The organism is Chitinophaga polysaccharea (assembly GCF_902150045.1).
GTDB lineage: Bacteria > Bacteroidota > Bacteroidia > Chitinophagales > Chitinophagaceae > Chitinophaga > Chitinophaga polysaccharea_A.
On sequence record NZ_CABFVU010000003.1, the window covers coordinates 627,993 to 654,317 of the forward strand.

23 protein-coding genes are annotated in these 26,325 nt (G+C 44.9%); 8 read left to right on the forward strand and 15 right to left on the reverse strand.

What is annotated here, in order from left to right:
* Positions 1–56: 56 nt before the first annotated feature.
* From FN124_RS22895 to FN124_RS22920, 6 genes are all read right to left on the reverse strand, one after another.
* Positions 57–1,085 (reverse strand): FecR family protein, encoded by a 1,029-nt coding sequence (locus FN124_RS22895; RefSeq protein ID WP_185937329.1) that lies wholly within the window; start codon positions 1,083–1,085, stop codon positions 57–59.
* A 108-nt stretch (positions 1,086–1,193) separates the two neighbouring features.
* Positions 1,194–1,760: an RNA polymerase sigma factor gene (locus FN124_RS22900; protein WP_260607564.1), complete on the reverse strand. Its 567-nt coding sequence runs from the start codon at positions 1,758–1,760 to the stop codon at positions 1,194–1,196.
* A gap of 134 nt (positions 1,761–1,894) precedes the next feature.
* The gene (locus tag FN124_RS22905) at positions 1,895–2,224 is read right to left on the reverse strand and encodes a DMT family protein (protein WP_142687104.1); all 330 of its coding nucleotides are present in this window, start codon (positions 2,222–2,224) and stop codon (positions 1,895–1,897) included.
* 302 nt (positions 2,225–2,526) lie between these two features.
* A complete protein-coding gene (locus FN124_RS22910; protein WP_142687105.1) occupies positions 2,527–3,534 on the reverse strand; it encodes a glycoside hydrolase family 18 in 1,008 nt (335 codons plus the stop codon).
* Positions 3,535–4,374: 840 nt separating this feature from the next.
* A complete protein-coding gene (locus tag FN124_RS22915; RefSeq protein WP_142687106.1) occupies positions 4,375–4,566 on the reverse strand; it encodes a helix-turn-helix domain-containing protein in 192 nt (63 codons plus the stop codon).
* Positions 4,567–5,007: 441 nt separating this feature from the next.
* Positions 5,008–5,736, reverse strand: a complete 729-nt coding sequence (locus FN124_RS22920; protein WP_142687107.1) for a peptidase associated/transthyretin-like domain-containing protein — start codon at positions 5,734–5,736, stop codon at positions 5,008–5,010.
* 250 nt (positions 5,737–5,986) lie between these two features.
* Between FN124_RS22920 and FN124_RS22925 the strand changes: the two genes are divergently transcribed.
* The 3 genes from FN124_RS22925 to FN124_RS22935 all read left to right on the forward strand — a co-directional run bounded on the left by FN124_RS22925 (position 5,987) and on the right by FN124_RS22935 (position 10,999).
* Positions 5,987–6,529 (forward strand): RNA polymerase sigma-70 factor, encoded by a 543-nt coding sequence (locus tag FN124_RS22925; RefSeq protein WP_142687108.1) that lies wholly within the window; start codon positions 5,987–5,989, stop codon positions 6,527–6,529.
* 71 nt (positions 6,530–6,600) lie between these two features.
* Complete coding sequence (locus FN124_RS22930) at positions 6,601–7,584, forward strand: FecR family protein (RefSeq protein WP_142687109.1); 984 nt, start codon at positions 6,601–6,603, stop codon at positions 7,582–7,584.
* Between the two features lie 22 nt (positions 7,585–7,606).
* A complete protein-coding gene (locus FN124_RS22935; protein ID WP_142687110.1) occupies positions 7,607–10,999 on the forward strand; it encodes a SusC/RagA family TonB-linked outer membrane protein in 3,393 nt (1,130 codons plus the stop codon).
* Between the two features lie 29 nt (positions 11,000–11,028).
* Here FN124_RS22935 and FN124_RS22940 read toward each other — a convergent pair whose 3' ends face one another.
* Both FN124_RS22940 and pyrR read right to left on the reverse strand, forming a co-directional pair.
* Positions 11,029–11,958: an aspartate carbamoyltransferase catalytic subunit gene (locus FN124_RS22940; protein WP_142687111.1), complete on the reverse strand. Its 930-nt coding sequence runs from the start codon at positions 11,956–11,958 to the stop codon at positions 11,029–11,031.
* Positions 11,959–12,009: 51 nt separating this feature from the next.
* Positions 12,010–12,540, reverse strand: coding sequence for a bifunctional pyr operon transcriptional regulator/uracil phosphoribosyltransferase PyrR (gene pyrR, locus FN124_RS22945; protein ID WP_142687112.1), 531 nt, complete (start codon positions 12,538–12,540; stop codon positions 12,010–12,012).
* A 725-nt stretch (positions 12,541–13,265) separates the two neighbouring features.
* Between pyrR and FN124_RS22950 the strand changes: the two genes are divergently transcribed.
* The 3 genes from FN124_RS22950 to FN124_RS22960 all read left to right on the forward strand — a co-directional run bounded on the left by FN124_RS22950 (position 13,266) and on the right by FN124_RS22960 (position 15,693).
* Positions 13,266–14,387 carry a hypothetical protein gene (locus FN124_RS22950; RefSeq protein ID WP_142687113.1) on the forward strand — a complete coding sequence of 374 codons (1,122 nt, stop codon included), beginning with the start codon at positions 13,266–13,268 and terminating at the stop codon, positions 14,385–14,387.
* A 124-nt stretch (positions 14,388–14,511) separates the two neighbouring features.
* A complete protein-coding gene (locus FN124_RS22955; RefSeq protein ID WP_142687114.1) occupies positions 14,512–15,024 on the forward strand; it encodes a hypothetical protein in 513 nt (170 codons plus the stop codon).
* A 150-nt stretch (positions 15,025–15,174) separates the two neighbouring features.
* The gene (locus tag FN124_RS22960) at positions 15,175–15,693 is read left to right on the forward strand and encodes a peroxiredoxin (protein ID WP_260607565.1); all 519 of its coding nucleotides are present in this window, start codon (positions 15,175–15,177) and stop codon (positions 15,691–15,693) included.
* A 69-nt stretch (positions 15,694–15,762) separates the two neighbouring features.
* On the opposite strand, the gene FN124_RS22965 is transcribed toward FN124_RS22960, so the two are convergent.
* From FN124_RS22965 to prfB, 3 genes are all read right to left on the reverse strand, one after another.
* Positions 15,763–16,221, reverse strand: coding sequence for a hypothetical protein (locus tag FN124_RS22965; protein WP_142687115.1), 459 nt, complete (start codon positions 16,219–16,221; stop codon positions 15,763–15,765).
* Positions 16,222–16,224: 3 nt separating this feature from the next.
* Entirely contained in the window at positions 16,225–17,856 is a 1,632-nt protein-coding gene (gene pruA, locus FN124_RS22970) for an L-glutamate gamma-semialdehyde dehydrogenase (protein WP_142687116.1), read from the reverse strand.
* Between the two features lie 150 nt (positions 17,857–18,006).
* Positions 18,007–19,102 (reverse strand): peptide chain release factor 2 gene (gene prfB / locus FN124_RS22975; RefSeq protein WP_142687117.1). Its coding sequence is split into 2 segments (ribosomal slippage): positions 18,007–19,041 and positions 19,043–19,102, totalling 1,095 coding nucleotides; the frame shifts between segments, so codons are not numbered across the junction.
* Between the two features lie 137 nt (positions 19,103–19,239).
* Between prfB and FN124_RS22980 the strand changes: the two genes are divergently transcribed.
* Positions 19,240–20,043, forward strand: coding sequence for a TspO/MBR family protein (locus tag FN124_RS22980; protein ID WP_142687118.1), 804 nt, complete (start codon positions 19,240–19,242; stop codon positions 20,041–20,043).
* A gap of 44 nt (positions 20,044–20,087) precedes the next feature.
* The gene (gene pgi, locus FN124_RS22985; protein ID WP_142687119.1) at positions 20,088–21,743 is read left to right on the forward strand and encodes a glucose-6-phosphate isomerase; all 1,656 of its coding nucleotides are present in this window, start codon (positions 20,088–20,090) and stop codon (positions 21,741–21,743) included.
* A 282-nt stretch (positions 21,744–22,025) separates the two neighbouring features.
* On the opposite strand, the gene FN124_RS22990 is transcribed toward pgi, so the two are convergent.
* The 4 genes from FN124_RS22990 to FN124_RS23005 form a co-directional block, all read right to left on the reverse strand.
* The gene (locus FN124_RS22990) at positions 22,026–22,466 is read right to left on the reverse strand and encodes a DUF3276 family protein (RefSeq protein WP_142687120.1); all 441 of its coding nucleotides are present in this window, start codon (positions 22,464–22,466) and stop codon (positions 22,026–22,028) included.
* 157 nt (positions 22,467–22,623) lie between these two features.
* Positions 22,624–24,420, reverse strand: a complete 1,797-nt coding sequence (locus FN124_RS22995; RefSeq protein ID WP_142687121.1) for an ABC transporter ATP-binding protein — start codon at positions 24,418–24,420, stop codon at positions 22,624–22,626.
* A gap of 113 nt (positions 24,421–24,533) precedes the next feature.
* Positions 24,534–25,109: an LpqN/LpqT family lipoprotein gene (locus FN124_RS23000; RefSeq protein ID WP_185937330.1), complete on the reverse strand. Its 576-nt coding sequence runs from the start codon at positions 25,107–25,109 to the stop codon at positions 24,534–24,536.
* A gap of 55 nt (positions 25,110–25,164) precedes the next feature.
* Positions 25,165–26,094, reverse strand: a complete 930-nt coding sequence (locus tag FN124_RS23005) for a phosphoribosylaminoimidazolesuccinocarboxamide synthase (RefSeq protein ID WP_142687123.1) — start codon at positions 26,092–26,094, stop codon at positions 25,165–25,167.
* Positions 26,095–26,325: the final 231 nt, after the last annotated feature.

Genomic DNA, 26,325 nt, shown 5'->3' on the forward strand with positions numbered 1-26,325 from the left:
CAGCATTTGCCCTTTTTTTATCTGAGAGGTATCGATTTTCTTTTAACGTTCCCCTTTTACTGAGTGATGAATACTTCATTGCTTACTATCCTGCAATGAAATGATGTTGTAACCTTCAGCGCTTCCAGTACTTCTGAAAACGATTCATTTTTAAAAGTGGCGGTGAAATGGTATGTTTTTAATTTGTTACCGTTGAGATGGATCCTGATACCATACCAACGTTCCATTTTCAGCGCAATATCTTCGAAGTTGTCGTTATCGAACACGAGGTAGTTGTCGTGCCAGGCAGTTTCCGCTACCATGCTGTCCTGCGTGTTATTACGGATATTTTCTACCCTGTAGCCTGCTACCAGGTTGGGTTGGGTTTGTTTGTTGCTTGGTCCGTGCTGTAAAATGATCTTTTGATTGGGCGCCAGTTTCACATTCCTTTCCACGCCATCGTTAAGTGTTACTTCCACAGCGCCGGTGATCAGCGTAGCTTCTGTGGTATGATCTCCTGTATATGCTTTTACATTAAAAGAGGTACCCAGTACTTTGATGCCCATCCTGGAGGTACGAATGGAAAAGGGTTTGGCTGCATTCTTTGCTACGTCAAAAAAGGCTTCCCCTTCCAGGGTAACTTCCCGGCTGTCCTGGTTGTTCATATCAGGATCATAGGTTAAACGGCTGCCACCATTAAGCCATACTTCTGTTCCATCGGGCAGTTGCACCCTTGTACGGGAGCCATCGCGGGTATAAATAGCCGCCATTGCTACTTTACCGGCCTTTTGCGGGTATTTGTCTGATAAGAGATAGATGCAATAGCTTCCGAGTATCACTACCAGTATAGAAAGAATGGCCACCCATTTACGGAAGTTCCTCCTGGTTTTAACGGGTAATTCTTCCTGTGGGAACTCTTCCTCCATCCGGGCCAGGTGTTTTTCCAGGGCCTGTTCCGTTTTGGTTTCCCACTCTGTACCGGCAGCCGGCTGAGGCCAGTTGCTTAATACGGATAATTTATATCTCAGGTCCGGATCTTTCTGCAATGATGCTTCCAGTTCACGCAACTCCTCCATCGTGGCTTCGCCCGATACCTTTCTTCCCATCAAAAGCCATATTCTTTCCTGTTCCATGTGTATGATACAAAAGCATGATTATACAGAAGGACAAGCAATTTTTGAAAATCTACTACTCTGCCTGAAAAAAAATTTAAATTATTTTGTTTTGATAAAAGAGAGGTTGATCACTTCACTGATCTTTTTGAGGGCCTGGGCCATATGTACATCAATGGTATTCACGGAAATGTCGAGGATCTGGGCAACTTCTTTATATTTAAGGCCATCTTCCCGGATAAGCTTAAAGATCATTTTCCTTTTGGGGGGGAGTGTATTTACGGCTGCTTCTATTCTTTTTACCATTTCGCCGGAAATGAAGATCTGTTCCGGTGTGGCATTGCTGACACTGATGTCTACCGCTACTTCATCAAGACTGAAATGCTGGGTGCGGGCAGCCTTATTCAGGTAATTGAGGGCAATATTTTTGGTGGATACATAAAGATACACGCGAAGATTTTCAACCTGGAGCAGTCGTTCCCGCTGCTTCCATACATTCAGGAATACATCCGAGGCGATTTCTTCGGCGGATTCCCAGGATTTTACGATGGAAAAGGCAAACTGGCTTAATGGCTTGTAAAATATCCGGAACAGCGCTTTATAAGCCTGTTCATCTCCCAGCGATGCTACCCTTTCCACCAGCAGCTGTATATTGGCTTCTTCCCTCAATAATTTGTTTTTTGGTTGAAAACTGATCCCTAAAGATAATACAGATTTTTTCTAATTTGATCTTGTTTTACATTTATTTTTATATAATATGAATTGGTTTTAAAGTATATATCTCTCACTGCTTTATTACTGCGTTACTTTTTAAACATAAAATATACGGCTCCTACAAGGAAGAAAAAAGAGACGAGATAGTTCCAGCGGAGGGGCTCCTTCAGGAAGGTAACCGCAAAAATGCTGAAAACGGTGAGGGTGATCACCTCCTGGATGGTTTTGAGCTGGAACCCGGTAAACCCTTCCTGGGCGCCGTAGCGGTTAGCGGGCACCATAAAGCAGTACTCAAAAAAGGCGATGCCCCAGCTGATGAGGATCACTTTCCAGAGGGCAACGTCCTGGTGTTTGAGGTGGCCGTACCAGGCAAATGTCATGAAGGTATTGGAAACAGTGAGGAGCAGGATGGTGCGCATGCGTGATTAAATATTTGAAAGCGCTAAATTACTGAGTAGCTGCTATCTGCAAAAAATAATATTTGAAGCGGAGGTTGTCTGTCTCCAGGATCATGATGATTTTACTTTAAATACCTCCCAATGCAATAAACAGATGGGCATAACTCATAAAATAAGAACTGTGTTAAAGGTCTGAAATATTCCGACCTTTAACACAGTTCAGTTTACAGCCGCTTGAAAAACCGGGCAATGCTCTCTCACGGGCTCATATGTAATATTACATAGCAGCCCATTATTTTTCCCCAAAAAAGAAGTTAAACAATTTATTGAGGGGAATTCATTGTTGCTATTGATTTCCGAACGTTATAATATTTATTATTATTATAATCCAAATTGAATCCATATGCCCCTATACCACCAACATCAGTTTTCAATGCCCATAATGCATATTCCTCAATTAAGGTATTTTTACCTAAAGCGCTATTCACATTCCAGGCACATGGTTTTTCACCATTGGTTAAAAAGAATACATTTTTATTACCAATAAGCCTTCCGTATTGATTCACTACACCAGTCATCATATTTTGATTTCCGCTCCACCGATCGCCGGCACAATTGTATCCCTGAAAGATAACATTGTTATAATAGCTATAGGTATCGTTAAAGATTTCAAAAATAGTACCCGATGTTTGGTCTGTATCAAAAATAAAAGAAATGTTATTCCCTGATTTAGGACCGAAATATTTGCTCAACGCTTTCAGTAGCCCCTTTGTCTGTTCCTTACTATAAATGAGTTCAGGTTCCATGTCTACATCTATTCCGTCCAGGCCCCATTCCGTAAAATAATCATAAACCAATTTTGCAAATTTATCATAGTCGGCCTCATTGTGATTATATACAGGAGTTCCATCTGCATTTTTATGCCAATCCTGAAAATCAGTCAGCCAAATGCAATTCACCACTTTAGTACCCCTTTTCCGGAGATAGTTTATATCTGCTTTTATCTTGTCAAAGTTGTTCCACAATTCTTTTTTTCCTTTTCCCATATGAGTAAAGATATCTACAACATCGACGCTATCCGGAACCAGTCGCAGATTACTATACATATACCTGGTACTATCTGCAGAAACAGATTTTTCTAAACCGTTGAAATAACCAACAAACTTCTTATGGTCACTTTTTTTGTAGTCATTGAGTTTTTTGAGATAAATGGCCGTTGAATCCACCGGTTGAGGCCTTTCTGTAGAGATTTGGGTGCATGATGCGAAAGTAACGGCAAATAAAGTGACTGCTAAAGCAGCTCTGACACTGAATAAACTTAATCTGATCATTTGTTTGAGATTTTATATTGAATTATTAAATCTTTTCCTGATACTAGTTTTCATGCTTGCACACAGCTATCATGGGCAAAGCCACAATATGCTTTGCATCTACCACAGGGGCACGATTCTTCACTTAGAGGGCTTACTCCGGCTTATTTCCTTTAGAGCAAGTTCTCTACCTTTTTATAGCTGCTGAAACCAGTAAAAAACATCCCCGGCTGTAACTGGATGTTTTGCAGGCTTCTCATTTTATAAGAAGACCGATCTTCATGAAACCAGGAGGACCATCTGACCCGGGACGTCATGAAGCTTGGATCCCAATAAAAATTGGAAGCAAAAAACTCTATATAAATTCTCTGGCGGTAATATTGGCTATGGCAGGAAGGAGCCAATATATATATATGTATGGTAATCCTGCGAGGTCAACTATCTTCTCAAACGCGCGGGTACCTATACTATTTGCCTTAAAACATGCATTCAAAATGGATTTTACAAATAACAACCTATTTTAGGAAACAAAAGACAATTAACACAATTTTTCATTATCCTATTGCAACTTATAAGTTGTTACCAAATACTTTTTACGCTCGTTGTTCGCTCGTTGCTTGTTTGACTATATATATCCGGTGTATGCAGGGTTGGTAATACTGCTCCGGAACAAATTGCCCGTTAATGCTTATTCAAGAGTTAACGTAGTAGTGGCCCAAAGGCTCTGCATTCTACAGTTAGGTCACAAATCAATAAGGTTCAAACAACTTTCTGATTTCAATGATAATGCTTTTTTTTAGAAAAAAAAGAAATCTACGCCCACTTTTTTTGAAAAAAGATGATAAATAGATTTACATAGCTCTACGCCAGTTTCTTTGTGCTAACCAGCAGTTCCCGTACATCCACATCCAGTGCAGCGGTGATATTGAACAAGGATTCCACGGTAGGCTGCATTGTATTGGTACACCATTTTGAAACCGTGGTAATACTTACTCCCAGCTCTTTTACGAGCCAGTTATTGCTTCTCCTGTCTCTACTATAATTATTTTTCATTCTGTTAAATATATTTTCAGTAATTAATATGACTTTCGCCCCAACCCCGCCTGCCTTACAGACGAAGAATAGCAATTCCCCGGGAACAGTGCTGAAAAGCTACTTGAGCTTTTGGGACCAGGTGAAACGAATAACCTGCTTGCCTCAGCTTAAACCGAAGCCCTTACCAACCCCGGCGGGCCTTACAGCTCCGTGAGTGAGCGAATGAAAGTACTATCCTGCTTTACGGAGCTATACCAGTTAGTAGAGACGGCCTTTCTCATCTCCCCAAAATAAAAACCACCCCCCATATCCTTCCCCAGTCTAACAATCAGCAAAATAAAACCAGTAAAATCCGCGCAAAAAAAAGAGGGACCGTAAGAGGTCCCCCTGCATCAAACCAAATTGGGTTTTCCAATGTGGATGATTTTGTGTTGTTGGTTGCTATTTCATTATTAAAAACTATTGTTCTAATTTGATTTCGCCCAGGTCGGTAGCTTTACCGTCTTCTACTTTTACATCTTTGATCACGGCGTTTTTGTAAGGGCTTTTGCCGAGAACAGTAATAGTATAAGTTCCTGCTTTAGCAGCCGGAATGGTGAATGCACCCTGTGATATAGCGCCTTTCAGCTTATCAGTACCGTTGTCTGCCTCTACTTCAGTAGCGCTGTCGGCAGGAGTGATTTTACCGGTGATAGAACCACCTTCTACAGCCATCACTTTCAGTGAATCATGTCCCTGCAGGGAGTCTACCTTCTGTAAAGAGTCGATTCCGGTTAAAGAATCTACTTTTTGTAAAGAGTCGATTCCAGTTAAAGAATCCACTCTTTGCAACGAGTCAATCCCGGTTAAGGAATCCAGGCGCTGTAAAGAATCTACCCCTGTTAAAGAGTCAATACGCATTACAGAGTCAATTCCGGCCAGGGAATCCACTCTCTGTAAAGAATCGGTTCCCATTAATGAGTCTACTGTCAGGGAATCAAATCCTTTTAAAGAATCCAGGCGCTGCAGTGAGTCTACACTGAAAACTTTTACTGAATCCAGGCTGGCAATGGAGTCTGTTGCAATTGAATCCACCATTGCGGCGGTGCTGTCTACAGTTTTTACTGCGGCTACATCTGCACTTTTGAAAGCCGACATCCCAAGTACCATTGTTGCTAAAGCGAGCGTTCCTACAATTGATTTTTTCATGGCTTCAATTTTTGAATGGTTAATATTTATATTGAATATCCCCGGCCCGGATGAATGTGCATGGTTTTTGTTATATGCCCTCATCGTTGGCTACCGTATATAAACAATACATCCGACAATTCACTTACCATTAGTCAAAGAAATGTTAAAGTGAAAAAAAGAATTACAAGGCGTTATACCAGCTGCTTTCGTAATTAGTAATTTTAAAAATTATCTTCGCACTACGGAAACAAGACAAAAGATCAAAAGCATGTTGCAATTGAGTAACGACGAAATAGTAAAAGGCATCCGGAGCAGAAACAAAGATGTGTTCGAAACTGTTTTTAAACAGTTCGCACCATCCATGTATAATATTGCCGTGCGGTATGTGAAAGATGAAGATGACGCGAATGATATGGTACAGGATGTTTTCCTCAACTTGTGGAAAGGTGCGGAAAACCTGGATGAAAGGGCCCCTATTAATCACTATCTCGCAAGAGCCACCGTAAACACCTGCCTGAACAGGATAAAAAAAGAGCAACGAAAAGAAGTATACGCCAAGGAACAAATGCAAACCGCTACACCGGCGGAAAATAACCATTCCCTGCTGGAACATAAGGAACTGGAAGCCCAATACCGCTCTGCCCTTGAAAAATTACCGGACCAATGCCGCCGTGTTTTTGAAATGAGCCGCCTGAAAGGCTTGTCGCCAGCCGAAATCGCAGAACAATTAAATATCTCTATCAATACAGTATACGCCCACTTAACCACGGCTTTAAAACGATTACGGGTAGACCTTATTAATAAGTCGTAAGATGCTCCGGAATTTTTTTTATTATCGCTTAATGGTATAACGTTCTTCGGTTGTATTACTAATAAGAAGCCATGAATAATCAAACAGACATAGATATAGTGATCCGTTACCTGGAAGATCCGGACAATGAGCAGCACAAAACGCAGCTCAACGAATGGATTCAACAGGATGCTGGTAACCTGGATATCTTCCTGGATATGAAAGGCATGTGGCATGGCGATCCGCTTCCTGCCGCCTCTGCTTTCGATACCCAGGGACAATGGCAGGCACTGGATACCATGCTGGATAAGGTTCCTGTAACTGCTTCGCTTCCCGCACAAAAGAAAAACACCCGCGTGATCAGGATGAACCGCAGGTACTGGTGGGCCGCCGCAGCCGTACTGGTGATTGCCGGCACATGGACCTGGCTGGGCCCGGGCGGGTATAAAACCTACGCCACCAACCAGCAGCAGGACAGTCTTCGCTTGCCGGATGGCTCTATGCTGTATCTCAACGCACATACCCAGGTACGCTATGCACGCGGATTTGGAAAAGATAACAGGCTGGTTAAAATAGATAAAGGAGAAGCTTTTTTTGATGTTACGAAAAACGACGCCCTCCCCTTCATTGTAAATGCCCCCGAAGTAGAAGTACAGGTATTAGGTACTGCTTTTAACGTAAAAGCCGCCAACAGCGGGGTGAAAGTGTTCGTGCAATCCGGGAAGGTAAGCGCCGCTTATAAAGGCACTGAGAAAAAAGTGATCCTTACCCCGGGCGTGGAAGCCTCCCTGAAACGTAACGGCCACGAAATAGACACCCGTACCCATAAAAAGAACAATAACATCCTGGCGTGGAAAACCCGGACATTAACGTTTGACGATACCCCGCTCACCGAAGTAGCGGAAGCCCTCGAAGATTTTTATAATGTACAGATCACCATCAGCGATCAGCAACTGGCTGATAAAAAACTGCTGGCTACCTTCCCCAATATGTCTTTGGATGAAGTGCTGGACATTATGAGAAAAACCCTTCAAATTAACATTACGCATAAAAACGACCTGGTAGACATCTACTAAATACGCGCCTGACCTTTTATTTATGCAGCAATTATTGCTACAGGCGCGTATCTCCAATTCCAGGTTTGGACGCGTGCCTGATTTTATTTTTATTGTTATCCTGGTATTGGCCAATGCTGTAGCTATGGCCCAGCATACTAATGCCCCTCCCCCTCCTAAAAAGGTTTCCCTGCAGTTTACAAACGCCAGCCTGAAAACCGTGATCCGGGAAATAGAAAAACAAACCAAATATACCTTTGCTATCTCGTCAGGAGAACTGGAAACCCGCCAGGGCGTTAGCTTACACGTACATAATTCTTCCCTGCAGGAAGTATTGCCAAAGATCTTCCCTCCTGCAAAATATAAAGTGGAGATAAAAGACGGACAAATCATCGTAATCCCCCTCAACGCCGTTGCTGCAGATGAAACGCCTCCCCGCAACACAGATCCCAACCCTAACAAATGGACCCTCACCGGGTCTGTTTCAGATGGAATGGAGCCGCTGAGCGGTGTATCTATCCGGGAAAAAGGCACTACTAACGGTACCGCCACTACGGAAAACGGCAGCTTCAAAGTAGACCTGGCCAGCGGACAGGCTATCCTCCAGGTATCCCTGATCGGCTTTGAAACCAAAGAGATTGCGGTGAGAGACAGGAGAAATATATCTGTACTGCTGCAACCCGACCTGCGCAAGCTGAACGAACTGATAGTACTGGGTTACGGCCTGCAGAAACGGGCTAATATTACCGGTTCTATCAGCCAGGTAGATGGCGTGCGGCTGAGAAGCCGGCCCGTAGCCAATGTGATGGCGGCCTTACAAGGCACAGCCACCGGCCTGGTGGTAACAAGAAGTAACGGGCAACCCGGCCGTGAAGGATTTAACATCCAGGTGCGGGGTGTGGGCTCTTCCTCCGGTAGCAACACCCCTGTAATTGTTGATGGTGTTCCCGGTTCCCTTGCAGTATTGAACCCGGATGACATTGAATCTGTATCTATCCTGAAAGACGCGGCAGCGGCCTCTATTTACGGCGCCCGTGGCGCTGGCGGCGTAGTATTGGTGACTACCCGCACCGGGAAACCAGGTAAACTGAAAGTAGATTTCAATACTCTCGGAGGTTTTGAAACCCCCATCCGCCTGCCCAACCGCCTCCCCTCCTGGCAATCGGCCGCCATGCAGAACATCGCCGCGGAAAATGCAGGAAAGGTTGCGCCCTGGGATCCCCTGGAAATAGATTTAATGAGATCGGGGAATCATTATGCCATCGACTACCAGCGTCCTGATTTCTACAAATACTACTATAATTACAACGCCCTGCCGGTACTTACCAAAAGCAAAACCGGTATTGAAAACTATAACCTATCCGTAAAAGGAGGCGATAGCTCCAACCAGTTCTCTGCATCCCTGGGCTATTTTGGAAGACAAGGACTATTTGCTGTTGGGCCGGACCGTACTCACCGCGTGAATGCACGCGTGAACATGAACAACCGCTTCAATAAGCATTTCAGCCTGGAAACCCGGTTGTCGTACGCACAAACCAATACCTTCTCGCCAGCCCAGGCAGTGGAAGGCCCCAAAGGCTTACTGGCAGGGATTTACCGCGGCCCTGGAAATGTGCCTGTATTTGTGCCTAATACCAGCAACTACGCCTATGGCGGCGCGCCGGGGTACGCCATTTTGGAAGATGGCGGCGAACGCGACGAGAAAAATAATTACATAGATGCGGTGTTTACCCTGAGGGCCGACAGTATTGCCAAAGGGCTCACGCTGAGATTAGTTTACAGTCCGCAGAAACATACATTGCAAGACAACCTGGGCCGCAATACCATTGCTCTCTGGAACCGCGTGGATACGGCCGCATTGTTACAACCCAATAACATGCTGCAGAAAAGCCGGCTGGAAAGTAAAGGCGGCAACCTGCAGTTGCTGGCCGACTACGATCTAAAAGAAGACAAACACAATATTCACCTGCTCGGCGGTGCCACACAGGAAGCATATAATACCACGCAAAATACTGCGGCCTCCTACAATATCAGCCGGCAGGAGATCAATACCAGTCACTTCAATAACGCTCCCGTATATACGCAGTTGCTGGGCGCCAGCGGTTCATTGCTGTCCATATTTGGTAAAATGAGCTATAACTACGACAACCGTTACCTGGTGGAGGCAAACCTCATCGGGTCGCGCTTATCGCAGTACAGCACCTCGTTTGCCGGCAGGAACCAGTGGCAGGTGTTCCCTTCCTTTTCTGCCGGGTGGCGACTGAACAATGAAACATGGTTCAACCGCGCGTTGCCTTTTTTCAATGAGTTCAAACTGAGGTGGTCATGGGGCAGATTGGGGAATGTTAACAGCTGGAACAGTATCCCCAATGATGAGCGCCTGCAAACTTTCAGCTTTAATGCTCCTCCTAACCTGCTGCCCTTTGTATACAAGAACCCCATTATCCAGGCACAGGGATGGGAGAACATTTCCACCAATAACTATGGCTGGGATGCTACGTTATTCAGGGGCAGGCTCACGCTGGCAGCCGACTATTTCATCAAGCATAACCGCGATATGCAGATCCCGGTGCTCACCGCATCTACAGACGGCGCCTGGCCAATTGATTTTCACCGCGGTGAAATGAAATCATGGGGCTGGGAAATAAATATAGGCTGGCGCGACGATAAAGGTCCTTTTACCTGGTATATCAACGGCAACCTCTTTTATAACCGGAATAAAGTGCTGAAGAATGATGATGTGGCCCCGCAGCCGGGCTGGAACCAGGGCATTGCCGGATATCCCTACTCCTCCCTGTTTGGCTACGAATCGGACGGCTACTTCCAATCGGCAGATGAAGTGAGCCAGCACGCCTTCCAGCATGAGAACACCGGCCCCGGCGACCTGCGCTATAAAGACATCAACGGTGATCACAAAATAGATAAGGCCGACCTGGTATACCTGGGCAGTACCGATCCGCGGTTTTCGTATGGTATAGATGCGGGCTTCGCCTGGAAAGGATTTGATGTTTCCGTTTTCTTCCAGGGCGTGGCCGACCGCAAAGTGATGCCGGATCCGCGTTACAATCTTCCTTTTACCAGCGCCTGGCAGCAACCCTGGGATATTAACCAGGATTACTGGACACGGGAAAATCCCGATGCGTTATTTCCACGACTGTATCTCAATGATCAGCAGAACACGGTTCCATCCTCCCATTGGGCGATGAACGGCGCCTATATCAGGCTGAAGAACCTGCAGGTGGGCTATACCTTACCCGCCAGCTGGCTGAGGAAAATATGGATCAGCAACCTGCGCATTTACTTCTCAGGACAAGACCTTTGGGAAACTACCAAAATGAAGATCAAATATTATGATCCGGAACAGGCGGGAGGTTATAACGGTAATGCATATCCGTTTTTCAGATCATATACATTGGGGTTGACTGTTGGCTTCTGATTTTTCAGAAGCCAACAGGGAGCAGCACGCTACTCCGATTTCTTTCCTGCCAGCAGGTACAGTACAGCCATACGTACAGCTACACCGTTTTCTACCTGGTCCAGGATGATGGACTGACCAGAGTCGGCCACATCAGAATTTATTTCCACACCGCGGTTAATGGGGCCAGGGTGCATAATTACAATTTCTTTATTCAGGCTGTCCAGCAGCTCCCGGTTTACACCGTATGCGAGTGAATATTCACGGAGAGAGGAGAACAGCGGCGTGTTTTGCCTTTCCAGCTGGATACGCAGCACATTGGCTACATCGCACCATTGCAGGGCTTCGCGGATATTATAGCTAACATTTACGCCGAGCGCTGCAGCCATGTATTTCGGTATCAAGGTAGGCGGGCCTACCACCGTTACTTCTGCACCCAGTTTTTTGAGGCAGTAAATATTGGAGAGGGCTACCCTGGAGTGCATGATATCGCCGCAGATGGCGATCTTTTTACCCTCCACACTACCGAGCCTTTCCCGGATAGAGAACGCATCGAGCAATGCCTGTGTGGGATGCTCATTGATACCATCGCCTGCATTGAGGATAGGCACATTGATATGCTTGGCCAGGAAATGCGGCGCACCGCTGGCGGAGTGGCGCATCACCACCATATCCACTTTCATGGACAGGATGTTGTTCACGGTGTCTATCAGCGTTTCTCCTTTGGATACGGAAGATCCCGAGGCAGAAAAGTTAACGGTATCTGCACCCAGGCGCTTTTCCGCTAACTCAAAAGAGATGCGTGTGCGGGTAGAGTTCTCAAAAAATAAATTGACAATTGTTGTATCACGTAGCGTGGGCACCTTTTTAATAGGCCTTTGTAAAACCTCCTTAAACTGGTCGGCTGTTTGAAAAATAAGCTCTATATCCTGGCGCTGCAGATCGCGAATTCCGAGTAAGTGTTTTACAGAAAGTGACATTAATGTGCAAATATAAAGGGTGAAATCTGAATTCTGAAATCCCGTTTTATTTTAGTCAATCAGAATTACTTCGTCTTTACCATCTCTTTCATTCCACAACACCCTTACTTTCTGGGAAATCAGGGCGTCAATGGTGCGTCCGGTATAATCCGGCTGGATAGGCAGCTGCCTGCTGAAGCGGCGGTCTATCAACGTAAGCAGCTCTACAGAAGCGGGCCGGCCAAAATCCAGCATTGCATCCAGCGCCGAACGGATAGTACGGCCGGTATACAACACGTCATCAATCAGCACTACCTTTTTATTTTCTATGGAAAAATCGATACTGGTTTCATTCGGCACATGCAGGGTTTTACTCTGGTTAAAATCGTCGCGGTAAAAAGTGATATCCAGTTTACCGTAATCGATGTGCGCGCCTGGTACCAGTTTCAGCAAGGCCTGATGAATTCTGCCGGATAAATAAATACCACGGGGCTGTAATCCTATCAGCACGGTTTGCTCAAACTGTAAATGATTTTCTATCAACTGATGACAAAGCCTGTCTATCGTAATAGCCATTTGCCTGCCGTTTAGTATGGTTTTCAAAACACAACGTTTTAGGTGCCAAAAATAATGATTAAATGCTACAGATAAAAAGTTGAATATTAGAAAAGATTGATAAACAAGGGAATATTTCTGAAAAAGGAGAAGTATAAAATATATTATAATATAAAGGGACCTTTTCCCTGGCATATACAGCAAATCCATCACGTTGAAACCTTCCAACATTGTAGTGAGGCCGTGTTTCCACTTCTCCATGTCTACTTTCTCAGCAGTTACTTTTGAATAGCCTTCTTTATAGTATCCCGCTGTTTTTTTTCACCTGGAGGTAAATGTTCAAAATGAAAATATTTGTTAACTAATTCTAAGTATAAAGGGGCGAAGTCGGTAAATGAGAGCAATCTTATTAGTATTCGCTTTAAGTAAAAAAAATTGTTGCTTTAGATCACCCTTTTTTTATCTTCGCCTGTCATTATTGTTAACCTAATATTTATTCAAAACCCTAAATCCCAAACTATGTTAAAGTTTGTAATACCCCACTTTAAGTTGGCAATTGCTACAATTATTATTTTTTTATTGGTGTCAAAAACAAACAACGGAACAGCCAGCCATTAAGTCAACTGTAATTTCAGTTGAGGAAGCAGAAAAATTGGTTATCAGCAGGGCCTTCAGGATTGCAAACTGTGTTTAGCCAACACCGCGATCCCGGAACCCCAAATTGAGAAGATGCCATAGTAATAGCGTTCCCGGATAAATCCAGCGTTTTAAAAGTGCCATTAACCAGCTACAAACTACCAGTAGGCTACAGGGATCTTCTTTTTCAGAAGGACTCCAATGGTGTGGTATTGGGAACTATACAGGAGATAAGGCCAGAGAATAACTATCTGAAGACAAAGGGGCGCACTGGAAGTGAGAGTATGAGGCAATTTGTGAGCAATGAAGACTTCTCTGGTGACATAATAATTTTTGATCCGTTTAATAATGCCCCCCTTAGAGGTAGACGTTTCAAAGACGGTCTATTGACCGGGGAACTAAAATACCGATCACAAGCATTGATGGTAGGTGATCCGAATGATCCGGTAGATCCATGGAAAAAACCAGGAGGTCTCGATGACGATGGTTCAGGCTTCGAAATTACCCTCCCAACAGTGGAAGTTACCGCACCCGCTCCAAGTACCTCGAAAACCCCAGGTACTAATATCCCGTTTCCAACAGAGCCGGTAAGACCCGTTCCAGGAGGACCGGTTACACCCAATAACCCGATTCCAATTGGTGGCGGGCGGAATAGCAATAGTAGTTCTCCCTCCACAATAAAAAGTGAATTGAAGAATTCATGCTTAACAGCGGCATACAGTTCAGTTTATTCCAATGACTTAAAGAACTGGATCTCTGCATCTGTTAAGGCGGTCTTCAATAAGGATGCCAACCTGAATATTACTTTTCGGGAGAGGCCTGCTACAAGTTTTGAATCAGGAGAATTAGGGCATTTTAATCGGCAGGACACACACTTTGGTGGTGATGGTAATCAATATGGTGATGTATATATTGATTTAAATGTTGACGTTCTTCCCAAAGTACCTAAAGAGTTAATTGTCGTGGTAATTTTACATGAATCGCTACACGGTTATTTTGCTCAACAAGGAGAGAAATTTCAAGATGCCTCGGCGCCATACATTACTCAACATGATAAGATGGCTGCAGCCTATAGATCCAAACTATCAGAAGCACTGGCTGAAATTTTTCCTAATATGTCATCCACTGATAGAGATAATTTATCGTGGGAAGGCTTGCAGCAAACAATTGAATGGACTGGAGAAAGGCTAAAAAATGCTATTTCAAATAATAATAAGTTCAAGAATATTACAGACTATTGTCGACTATCAGGATGGTAAAAAAGGTACGCCTTCCTGGTGTAAATAGAAAATATGAAGACCTTATTGACTATTGGAACATAATGGAATTCGGTTGTATCGCATATTTTGTATATTTATTTTTATTATTTAAATAAACTAGTTTATGAAAAATATCCATATAGTAGCCATATTATTTCTTTCTCTTCTTTCATCTAAAGTAATTGCTCAGAATAGACCAGGCGAATCTAAAGGAATGAATAAAATCTACAAGGCTGTAGATTCGTTGGTGACACCATTAGTGAAAGAGAAATATGATGAGTATTCATTCATCTTTCGAATAAAATTGGACTTTGATTGGCAGGCAAAAATAAGGAACATTACTACTTCTGCTTCAGCGCCAGATAATTTGTACAAGAAAATAGACAAATTGAAGGAGTTAAAAGTGGATTGGAAGGAAATTGTAGGAAAGAATGTTGAAAATGAAGAAGTGTTTCTGACTATTTATTATATGAAGGAAAGAAAAGACGGAACAATTCTTCTTCGTTCAGCACATGATGTAACCGAAAATATTAACCGATTCGCTGATAAAGTGATTTCTGAAAAGGAAATTAATTGCAAATACCATCAACTTCCTATTTATATTCAGAGATATGCGGGTAAGAATGATCAATTCTAGGGAGTATTCTTTACTTACAAACAACGGAACAATATCTTTCAATTAATAATTAACATAACACTAGTTTTTAATGATACACGGAGACTAATTTTCCTCACATTAATATGCTTTATAAAGACTCTTCGTACTTTAGCAGTAAGAATAACAGGTATGAAACTTTTAAAGACCATCTTCGCTATGACCGCCTTTTTCCAGCTATGGGGCTCCGGTTCCCAGGCGCAATTAAAAACAGGAGATAAAATTCCTTCCTTTTCCCTGCAGGATCAAACCGGGAAAACTTTTGATATTAATACCGTGCTGGGGAAACAACCGCTGGTCATTTATTTTTACCCGAAAGATGAAACCAGTGTATGTACCAAAGAGGCCTGCTCTTTTCGCGACTCCTACCAGGATTTTCAGAAGTATGGCGCCAAGGTGATTGGTATCAGTGCTGATAACGTGGCGTCTCACCGTAGTTTTGCCACGCATCACAATCTTCCGTTTACCTTGCTGAGTGATCCTAAAAATGAAGTGCGTAAATTGTTTGGCGTACCTAAAACCTTTATGATACCAGGCCGGGTTACTTATATAGTAGATAAGAACGGGGTGATTGTGCATGAATTCAATTCGCTGCGCGATGGAGAGAAACATGTGACCGAGTCGCTGGCGGCGTTGCAGCGGATGCAATAAAGAAGGGCAGGATAAATTTATTTACCCGCTGTTGAAGATATATCGGCAGCGGGTATTTTGTGTTTGCAATTACAACTTCCTCATATCCTTGAACGTCGAAATCTCTTCTTTCAATGCAAACAACTGCATGCCCCAGATGATCCCCAGTACGATTGTAAAAGCTACCAATGCCAGGGAGGTGGATACCTGCATAAAACTGCCTTCCTCGCGGTTGGTGAGGGTAATAACACGAAGCAGTGCAATAAGCCCTATGCCGAAGAAAACGGCGGCTTTGATCCCCTTCTTACGCAGCTGTTTCTTAAAATATTCATCAAAAGCCCTGGCAGCAGCTATGCTGGCTTCCGGTTGTGGTGTTCCGTCGGCAATAAGCAGTTGTTCAAGATCTGCCACACGGTAATGCTCATGATGTTCTGAGAAGTATTTTTGTAGGATGTCTGCCTGCATAATTTCCTGGATACTGAATGAGGGTGCAAGGTACAAAAAAGGCGATGGATATAGATCCACCGCCTGCATATAAATCATGAACATTTACTAAGCCTCTTTCAGGAACGGATAACGGTAATCCGTAGCCGGTACAAAAGTTTCCTTGATGCTTCTGGCGCTTAACCAGCGGTAGAGGTTCAGCATAGAACCTGCTTTATCATTGGTACCGGAAGCGCGGGCGCCGCCAAATGGCTGCTGTCCTACTACTGCGCCGGTTGGTTTGTCGTTGATGTAGAAGTTACCTGCGCTGTTCACCAGTGTGCGGGTAGCCAATTCCACTGCATAGCGGTCCTGCGCAATTATCGCGCCGGTTAAGGCGTACCCGGAAGTACTGTCTACCACCTGCATGATCTCTTCAAATTTCTCCCCGTCATACACGTGGATCGTTAACACGGGTCCGAAAATTTCCTCGCACATGGTGATATATTTCGGATCGGTGGTTTCGATCACGGTGGGTTCAATAAAGTAACCTTCAGTTTTATTGTAGTTACCGCCTGCAATGATCTTTACAGCCGGGTCTTTCTTTGCATTGTCGATGTACTGCGCAATTTTATCAAAAGAACGTTCGTCGATCACTGCATTGATGAAGTTGCTGAAATCTTCTGTGGATCCCATTTTCATGGTTTTCAGTTCAGCAACCAGTTTGGATTTTATATCGTCAGCAAGATTGTTTGGTATATATGCGCGGGAAGCGGCAGAGCATTTCTGGCCCTGGTATTCGAAGGCGCCGCGTGCCAGTGCGGCAACGGCAATATCGACATCAGCTGATTTGTGGATCAGGACGAAGTCTTTACCACCGGTTTCACCTACAATGCGTGGGTATGTTTTATACTTATGGATATTTTCGCCGATGGTTTTCCACATGGTCTGGAATACGCCGGTAGAGCCGGTAAAGTGGATACCTGCGAAGTGAGGATCTGCGAAGCAAACATCGCCTACAACAGGACCGTTGGCATATACGAGGTTGATAACACCACCTGGCAGGCCGGCTTCTATCAGCACCTTCATGATCACCTGGGCGGCAAACACCTGTGTATTGGCGGGTTTCCATACCACAACGTTACCGCACATGGCAGCGGAAGTAGGCAGGTTACCGGCAATAGCGGTAAAGTTGAAAGGAGTAACAGCGAGCACAAAACCTTCCAGTGGGCGGTACTCTACCCTGTTGTGAATACCTGGCGCGCTCACTGGTTGCTGGCGGTAAATTTCGCTGAGGAAGTGTACGTTATAGCGGAGGAAGTCGATCAGTTCGCATGCGCTGTCAATTTCGGCCTGGAAGGGATTCTTGCTCTGGCCCAGCATGGTAGCGGCGTTGATATGATAGCGGTATTTGGTGGCCAGGAGCTCAGCGGCGCGGAGGAAGATGCCGGCGCGTTGTTCCCAATCCATAGCGGCCCATTTTTCACGTGCTTCCAGCGCCGCAGCGATGGCGGATTTCACATGAGAGGCGTCGCCCATATGGAAGTGACCAAGTTTGTGTTTGATTTCGTGGGGAGGGCGCAGATCAACGGTGTTCCCGGTGCGGATTTCCTTGCCACCGATATACATGGGGATATCTGCTACTTCGCTTTTGAAGGCGGCTAACTGTTTCTTTAATGCAATCCTCTCAGCAGAACCGGGTGCATAAGATAACACAGGCTCATTAGCAGGCGCTGCGTACTCAAAGTATCCTGTATTCATTGTATCCTAATTTTAATATTGTTTATTTGATCATTTGTAAGCCCGGAGGCCCACAAACAATCAAATAAACAAATGACTACGAGTATTGTTTCCGCAGCAAAATTACATGATACAACGCCTACGCGCTTATTAATAATTAGTCGATACTTATTAATTATTGTCCTCTTCCTTCTGCATCATCAGGTATGCCTTTATAAACCCATTCAGGTCGCCGTCCATTACGGGGCCTACGTTACCTACTTCAAAATCGGTGCGGTGGTCTTTGATCATCTTATACGGATGGAATACGTATGAACGGATCTGTGATCCCCACTCAATTTTGCGTTTGTTGGCGTTGGCTGCATTTTTCAGCTCTTCCCTTTTGCGGATCTCCTCTTCATACAGGCGTGATTTCAGCATGGTGAGCGCCTTTTCGCGGTTCTCTCCCTGTGTGCGTGCCTGCTGGCATTCGATGATAATACCGGAAGGAATATGCTTCAGGCGTACGGCTGTTTCCACCTTGTTTACGTTCTGTCCGCCCTTACCCCCCGAACGGTAAAATTCCCATTCCAGGTCGGCAGGATTTACAGCGATCTCGATAGTATTGTCTACTAACGGATATACATATACGGAGGCAAAAGAGGTATGCCTGCGGGCATTGGAATCGAAAGGTGAAATACGGACGAGCCGGTGTACGCCGCTTTCCGCTTTCAGGTGGCCATAGGCAAAGTCGCCATCAAATTCCAGTGTAGCGGATTTGATCCCGGCGCCATCGCCATACTGTGTATCAATTTCTGATACTTTCCAACCCTGCTTCTCGCCATACATACGGTACATACGCAGCAGCATCTCCGCCCAATCCTGGCTTTCCGTGCCGCCTGCACCGGAGTTAATGGTTAATACTGCGGGCATTTCATCTTCCGGCTGATTGAGAGTGGATTTGAATTCCAGATCGTCCAGCGCCGCTACTGCAGCATTGTAGGCCTGTTCCACCTCTTCTTCCGTTGCTTCCCCTTCTTTGAAAAAATCGTTCAGTACAGCGCTGTCATCAATCGCAGCATTTACCTGATCGTAAAGGTCTACCCAGTATTTGTTTACCTTTATTTCCTTCAGAATCGAAGTAGCTCTGACGTTGTCATCCCAGAAACCGGGCGCCAGGCTTAATTGTTTGTCGTTTTCTATTTTTGCTAATCGGTCAGGTACGTTAAAGAAAACCTCCCAGGACATATAAACGGTCCCTCATAGCTTTAAGTTGCTCAGCTGTCATAGCTGGCAAATGTATGAAAAAAACGGATATATATACTAACGCCTTTCAAACTTTGTTTTGATTGTTCACTTTAGCATAATTTTTGTGTTGTAACACGGTAACCATGTCACTAATATTATAAAAAGCACCCATCTGTTATGGTGAGCCATGAAACCCTCCACTTTAAAAACCGGTCCGTTTTCAATACTATTGGGTTTATTATTATGATAGGTGTAAATGCACTGGCAGTGCAGCTTCCCATCAATGGCAAAACCACCGCGCAGATCTCTGAAGAGTACCCCAACCTGTTCGCACCTGCGGGCATTACCTTTTCTATATGGGGCGTTATTTATATTTCCCTGCTGGCTTTTATTATATACCAGTTATGGTTATCCTTTTCAAATAAGGAACCTGCAACACTGGCTTATGTGATGCAGCGTATGAAAGACTGGTTCCTCATTTCCTGTGTAGCCAATGCCTGCTGGCTGTTTGCCTGGCATTATCATCTTGTCCCTGTAAGCATGGCCATTATGGTGATCCTTCTTATTTCGCTGGCCATTATCCATGTTAACTTCGGCATCAGCACTGCTTCTGCCAGCCTGCGGGAGAAAATATTTATCCATATTCCTTTCAGTATTTACCTGGGGTGGATCTCTATAGCAACCATTGCCAACTTTACAGCATTGCTGGTATATACCGGCTGGGAAGGGAACCGTCATGCACAGATCCTGTGGACCATTGCCATGATCAGCCTGGGCACCCTGGTGAGTATGGCTATGGTGCTGCTCCGTAACAATATTACCTATGCGCTTGTTAGTGTGTGGGCATTCTATGGCATCCTGCTGAAAAGAAAGGCTGCAGAAATGATGGATGAAAACGCCATTATTCATACCTGTATTATCGCTATCGGGGTTATTGCCGTAACAATTTCCTGGCAATTATACAGGAAACAGAAATCATGAATCTAAAAGATTATTTTTGATGCGCATTTAATATATACACGACTATGTTTCCATCTACCAATCCAACAACCACTAAATCGTGGGACGCTTTAAAGAAACACGCTGAAGAAATGAAGAAGGTACATATGCGTGCCTTGTTTATGGAAAACAAAGAACGCTTCAGTGAGTTCTCGCTTAAATTTGAAGACATCCTTTTCGACTATTCCAAGAATATTATTACGGAAGATACCCGTAGCCTGTTATTAGCCCTGGCAACAGAATGCGGTGTAACGGATGCCATAAAGGCCATGTTCAGCGCAGAGAAAATAAACGTTACAGAAAACCGCGCGGTACTGCATACCGCTTTGCGCAATACATCAGACAAACCGGTTTTACTGGATGGCCGCGATGTAATGCCTGATGTAAAAGCAGTGCTGAATAAAATGGATCACATCTGCCGTCAGATACATTCCGGTGAATGGAAAGGTTACACGGGCAAGCCTATACGTTATATCGTGAATATCGGCATCGGTGGTTCCGACCTTGGCCCGGTAATGGTAACAGAAGCCCTGAAACCATACTGGAAACCCAACATCCAGACTTACTTTGTTTCCAATGTAGATGGCACCCACATTGCTGAAACACTGAAAAAGATCACACCGGATGAAACCTTGTTCCTCATCGCTTCCAAAACATTTACCACACAGGAAACCATGACCAACGCCCATACTGCACGCAGCTGGTTCCTGGAACATGCGGAAGATGAGAAATTCATTGCCAAACATTTTGCGGCTTTATCTACCAACGAAAAAGCAGTTACCGCTTTCGGTATCGACCCGCAGAACATGTTTGAATTCTGGGACTGGGTTGGAGGCCGTTATTCCCTCTGGTCCGCTATTGGCTTATCGATAGCACTGACTATCGGTTTTGAAAACTTCACTGAATTACTGGATGGCGCGCATGCGGTTGACAGGCACTTTGCGGGCACGCCACTGGAACAGAATATACCGGTGATCATGGCGCTGATCGGTCTTTGGTACGGTAACTTCTTTGGCAGCGCCACGGAAGCCATACTGCCGTACGACCAGTACATGCACCGCTTTGCTGCTTACTTCCAGCAAGGTAATATGGAAAGCAACGGTAAGTCAGCCGATCGTACAGGCCATCCCGTTAGTTATGAAACCGGTCCTATCGTTTGGGGCGAACCCGGTACCAACGGTCAGCATGCGTTTTACCAGCTCATTCACCAGGGTACGCGCCTGATCCCGTGCGACTTTATCGCGCCGGCCATCAGCCACAACCCTATCGGTGATCATCATGTAAAACTGTTGTCTAACTTCTTCGCACAAACGGAGGCGCTGATGAATGGAAAAACGGAAGCAGAAGTAAAGGCTGAACTGGAAAAATCCGGTGCACCTGCAGAAGAAATTGCCAAGATCCTCCCATCAAAAATTTTCCCTGGCAACCGCCCTACCAACTCCTTCCTGGTGAAGAAAATTACTCCACGCTCCCTGGGCTCACTGATAGCTTTGTATGAACACAAGATCTTTGTTCAGGGTGTGATCTGGAATATTTTCAGCTTCGATCAATGGGGTGTGGAACTTGGCAAACAACTGGCCAGCAAAATACTGCCTGAACTGGAAAACAGCGATATCATCCTAAACCATGACGCCAGCACCAACGGGCTTATCAACGCGTGGAAGGATATGCGTTTAGCGTAGGATCGCCTTCGGCGCGGATTTTGTCTTGAACACTGATTACGCTGATTTTGATGATTACTTTGATTTTATTTTTTGAAGTTTGATAATAAATAAGGGAGATAAAAGCGAATCCGCTTTTTATCTCCCTTAACTATTTTAAACAACATCTAAAACAACAAAAAATCAACTATAAAAGTCAAAGTAATCATCAAAATCAGCGTAATCAGTGTTCCAGGACAAAATCCGCGCAATAAAAAACCCCCGGAGAAATCCGGGGGTTGCCAATTATTTTAAGTAAAAATCTTACCATTTGTCTACCTCATCAGAGCTATGTGAAGCCGGGGCGGCTACTGACGCCTCAACAGGTACTTCCACCTCTACAGGGATTGCTGAAGTACGAACTTCAGATCCATCTGCTTCTGTTTCGTCCTGTTCTTCCTGCACATAATCGTGGTTGTAGGCATCAAAGTCGAAATCGGGCATCAACTCAGTTTTAACATAGTTGATGGTTTCGGTTAGTGCATTCAGGAACTTGTTGAAGTCTTCCTTGTACAGGAATACTTTGTGCCTGTCATAACCGTTGTCATTAAAACGCTTCTTACTTTCAGTTATAGTAAGAAAATAGTCGTTTCCCCGAGTGGTCTTTACATCAAAGAAGTACGTTCTTCTTTTGCCCGCTTTCAATCGTTTAGAAAAGATGCTATCATTGTTTCTTTCCTGTTGATTGTTGTTTTCGTACGCCACAGTTGATAGATTTAAGTGTTAACGAATCAAATCCTGTTACAATAAGAGACAAATATACTATTGTTTTACAAATATCAAAATATTTTTAAATGATTTTGAAAAATCATAAAACCCGCCTGTAACAGGCTGCGGCAGGGCATATACAAGCAAATGACTGCTACTCACTTGCAGTTTCCTCATCACCTGATTGCTGACGCGCATACAGCTCCGCATAATAACCATTCAATGATAATAATTCATTATGTGTTCCCTGCTCTACGATTTTTCCCTCATCCAGTACAATTATGCTATCGAACTCAAACAAGGCAAAGATCCGGTGGGTGATAATAATAGCCGTTTTGTTTTTCAGATAGGCATACAGGTTACCAATGATCTCTTTCTCCGTACGGGCATCCACGGCTGATAAACAGTCGTCGAAAAGGAGAATATTGGGGTCCTTGATCAGCGCCCTGGCAATGGAAATACGCTGTTTCTGCCCCCCGCTGAGGGTTACGCCCCTTTCCCCGATGGCCGTTTCAAAACCTTCATTGAAGCCCAGTATGTCCTTTTCCACGGAAGCCTGCCTGGCGGCAGTTTGCACTTCCTGGATAGTGGCGCTGGGGTTGCCAAAGCGGATATTATTGGCAATGCTGTCGGAGAACAGGAACACATCCTGCGGCACATAACTGATTTGTCCCCGCAGGTTGCCAAGTTGCAGCCCCCGGATATCCTGGCCGTCGACCATCACTTTCCCGTCCTGGGGATCGTACATCCGTATCAGCAGTTGCGCCAGTGTACTTTTGCCGGAGCCGGTGCGGCCAATAACAGCCACTTTTTGCCCGGGCCGGATATGCAGGTTAAAATTACTAATGGCAGTGATCCCTGTATGCGGATAAGTAAACGTTACATTTTCCAGCCGCACCTCCCCTTCCAGTTTCATCGCTTTTGCGCCGGGTGCATCTTTAATGGTTGGCTCGATCTGCAGGAATTCGTTTATCCGTTGCTGTGAGGCCGCCGCACGCTGGACCATGGAAGCTACCATCCCTATGGAAAAGAACGGGAACATCAGCATGTTCACATAGATCACAAATTCCGCCAGGTTGCCCACGGTAATGTTTCCTTCAATCACCTGGATCCCGCCGATGAAAATGGTGAGGATCACGCTTAAACCTATCATCAGCGCCATGGTGGGCTGGAATAGTGCATCTGTTTTAGCAAGACTGATAGAACTGTTCTTATACGCTTCGCTGGCTTCTTCAAAATGCTTTGCACTTGCATCTTCCTGGATGTATGATTTTATTACCCGGATACCGGAGTAAGATTCCTGTGCAATAGAAGTGATGTTGGATAACTGCGCCTGTATCCTTTCGCTTTTACGGTGAATGATCCTGTTCACATAATAGATGGTCAGGGCCAGGAAAGGCAGTGGCGACAAGGTATACAGCGTTAGCAACGGGTTTACCTGCAGCATCAGGTATACAATGATGACGATCAGGAACAGGGTCCGGGAAGCATACATAATAGCGGGTCCTACGTACATGCGTACCCGTGATACATCTTCCGTGATCCGGCTCATGAGGTCACCGGTGCGGTGCATCTTAAAAAAGTTAAGATCCAGTTTCTGATAATGCTGGTAAATCTCATTCTTCAGGTCATACTCAATATGACGGCTCATTACAATGAGGGTTTGCCGCTGCAGGAACAGAAAGAACCCGCTCAGCAATGCAAACAGCAGGATACTTACGCCGTAAAAGGCCAGTACATGCGTGAAATCGCCACGGAAAGCCACTTTCAACGCGGTGTTGTCCAACAACCGGTATTCGTCTATATTATGCGCCAGCAGGTCAAAGATCTGGCGTACCATGATAGGCTGGAACACACTGAATACAATGGAGATGGCGGTAAACAACAGTCCAAGGATCAGCAGCCATTTATTGGTAAGAAAGTATTTATTAAGTGCGGCAAGGTGTTTCAACGCTCATTGGTTTTGCCAGCAAAAATAAGGCATTCAGCGCATATAGCTGTAAACGGGAAGACCCGTGCAAAGAATCGCTCTGCATGGGTCTTCTCCCTGGAAATTTATATTTCTTACTTCGTTGTAAAAGAGCCGAGGATCTCTTCCAGCGCTGGTTCATACTTTACCAGGTCGTTGGCAAGGGTAGTAAGTGTAATGGCGTAGGCAATATTGTTTTTTACCAGGATGGTTACCTCCCCGTTAAGCGGGGTGCCGGTTTCCCGGTGGGCATACTGGCATTTCATCCATTTGGCTTTCACACCGGCAACGGAACGTTCCCCGTTGTCGATCTTCCTGTAATCCACGAAGAAATTCTCCATCTCTTTTTGGGTGGTTTCCATCACCTTGTCCAGTGTAACCCCCTGTTTCAGTTCCTGTGTAACAATATTCACATTCGCCCTGAAGCTGCTGTCGCCGCCGGGAGGCGCCATCATAAAAGTATATTCTATCCGGCTCATCACGGTATCTGTCTTGGTCCAGCCGGCGGGGGTGATTACAGAGAAGGTGCCTCTGCCGGCGTTCATTCCCGGCGATTTTCCGGCCAGCTCCAGTACTTCCTGGCTGCTTAATTCTTTGGGGGATTTGGAGGCATTGTTGCAGGCGCTGATGCCTAATAAACAAACTGCTGCGGAGATCAATTGTAATTTCATCGTGCACATAAGGGGTAAAAACCGCTCCGGCATTGCACCGGAGCGATCCGGGTGATTATAAATTTTTCAGTGCAGCTATAATTCTGGACTCTGCATCCGCAGCCGCTACTTCTTCTTTCACAAATTTCTGACCGGTGATATTTTCAAATAGTTCAATGTACCGCTCGCTTACGCTGTTAACAAATTCGTCTGTCATTTCCGGTACCTGCTGGCCTTCTTTACCCTGGAAGCCGTTTGCCATCAGCCATTCGCGTACAAACTCCTTGCTCAGCTGTTTCTGCTGAACGCCGTTCTTCTGGTTCTCTTCATATCCTTCCGCATAAAAATAACGGGATGAATCAGGGGTATGGATTTCATCGATCACGTAGATGGTGTCGCCGATCTTACCGAATTCGTATTTGGTATCTACCAGGATCAGTCCGCGTTTGGCGGCCAGTTCCCTGCCTCTTTCAAATAAGGCAAGGGTATACTTTTCAAGTTGCTCATAGTCTTCCTTGCTCACCAGCCCCCGTGCAATGATCTCTTCACGGGAAATGTCTTCGTCATGGCCTTCATGCGCCTTCGTGGTTGGAGTGATGATAGGCGCCGGGAAGAAATCGTTTTCTTTCAGCCCTTCCGGCATGGTAACACCGCAAAGTACACGCTGGCCGGATTTGTAGGTCCTCCAGGCATGCCCGGTGAGGTTACCGCGTACCACCATTTCCACCGGGAAGGTTTCGCACTTCAGCCCTATGGTCACGTTGGGGAGCGGAGAAGATTTTACCCAGTTAGGAACGATGTCTTTAGTGGCTTCCAGCATAATGGCGGCCACTTTGTTCAATACCTGTCCCTTGAATGGAATGGGACGAGGCAGCACCACATCAAATGCCGAGATGCGATCGCTTACAACCATTACCATCAGCCTGTCTTCAATGGTGTAAACATCACGTACTTTTCCTTTGTAAAAGGCAGTTTGACCTGGCAATTTGAAACTTGACTCTAACATGAATAAAAAAAGATTAATAATTAAAGATGAAATATGCTTGATGCGATGCAAAAGTAATCAGGAAACGGTTCACTTATTGCGATTGTGTAAACTTTTTCGCGGAATTTGTCTTGGAACACTGATTACGCTGATTTTGATGATTTCATTGATATTTTTAGAACTTGATTTTAATAAAAGAGGCTGTATCATAACTAACTTAATGGGTGTGAGAATCGCATATACGAAAATTTT

Excerpts from the sequence above, each read along its gene's own strand:
- FN124_RS22905 (WP_142687104.1), bottom strand. The coding sequence starts at position 2,224 with ATGCGCACCATCCTGCTCCTCACTGTTTCCAATACCTTCATGACATTT.
- FN124_RS22925 (WP_142687108.1), top strand. The coding sequence starts at position 5,987 with ATGTTGCAATTGAGTAACGACGAAATAGTAAAAGGCATCCGGAGCAGA.
- FN124_RS22910 (WP_142687105.1), bottom strand. The coding sequence starts at position 3,534 with ATGATCAGATTAAGTTTATTCAGTGTCAGAGCTGCTTTAGCAGTCACT.
- FN124_RS22935 (WP_142687110.1), top strand. The coding sequence starts at position 7,607 with ATGCAGCAATTATTGCTACAGGCGCGTATCTCCAATTCCAGGTTTGGA.
- FN124_RS22940 (WP_142687111.1), bottom strand. The coding sequence starts at position 11,958 with ATGTCACTTTCTGTAAAACACTTACTCGGAATTCGCGATCTGCAGCGC.
- FN124_RS22980 (WP_142687118.1), top strand. The coding sequence starts at position 19,240 with ATGGTGAGCCATGAAACCCTCCACTTTAAAAACCGGTCCGTTTTCAAT.
- pgi (WP_142687119.1), top strand. The coding sequence starts at position 20,088 with ATGTTTCCATCTACCAATCCAACAACCACTAAATCGTGGGACGCTTTA.
- FN124_RS22920 (WP_142687107.1), bottom strand. The coding sequence starts at position 5,736 with ATGAAAAAATCAATTGTAGGAACGCTCGCTTTAGCAACAATGGTACTT.
- FN124_RS22960 (WP_260607565.1), top strand. The coding sequence starts at position 15,175 with ATGAAACTTTTAAAGACCATCTTCGCTATGACCGCCTTTTTCCAGCTA.
- pruA (WP_142687116.1), bottom strand. The coding sequence starts at position 17,856 with ATGAATACAGGATACTTTGAGTACGCAGCGCCTGCTAATGAGCCTGTG.
- FN124_RS23000 (WP_185937330.1), bottom strand. The coding sequence starts at position 25,109 with ATGAAATTACAATTGATCTCCGCAGCAGTTTGTTTATTAGGCATCAGC.
- FN124_RS22965 (WP_142687115.1), bottom strand. The coding sequence starts at position 16,221 with ATGTTCATGATTTATATGCAGGCGGTGGATCTATATCCATCGCCTTTT.
- FN124_RS22930 (WP_142687109.1), top strand. The coding sequence starts at position 6,601 with ATGAATAATCAAACAGACATAGATATAGTGATCCGTTACCTGGAAGAT.
- FN124_RS23005 (WP_142687123.1), bottom strand. The coding sequence starts at position 26,094 with ATGTTAGAGTCAAGTTTCAAATTGCCAGGTCAAACTGCCTTTTACAAA.
- FN124_RS22955 (WP_142687114.1), top strand. The coding sequence starts at position 14,512 with ATGAAAAATATCCATATAGTAGCCATATTATTTCTTTCTCTTCTTTCA.
- FN124_RS22895 (WP_185937329.1), bottom strand. The coding sequence starts at position 1,085 with ATGGGAAGAAAGGTATCGGGCGAAGCCACGATGGAGGAGTTGCGTGAA.
- FN124_RS22915 (WP_142687106.1), bottom strand. The coding sequence starts at position 4,566 with ATGAAAAATAATTATAGTAGAGACAGGAGAAGCAATAACTGGCTCGTA.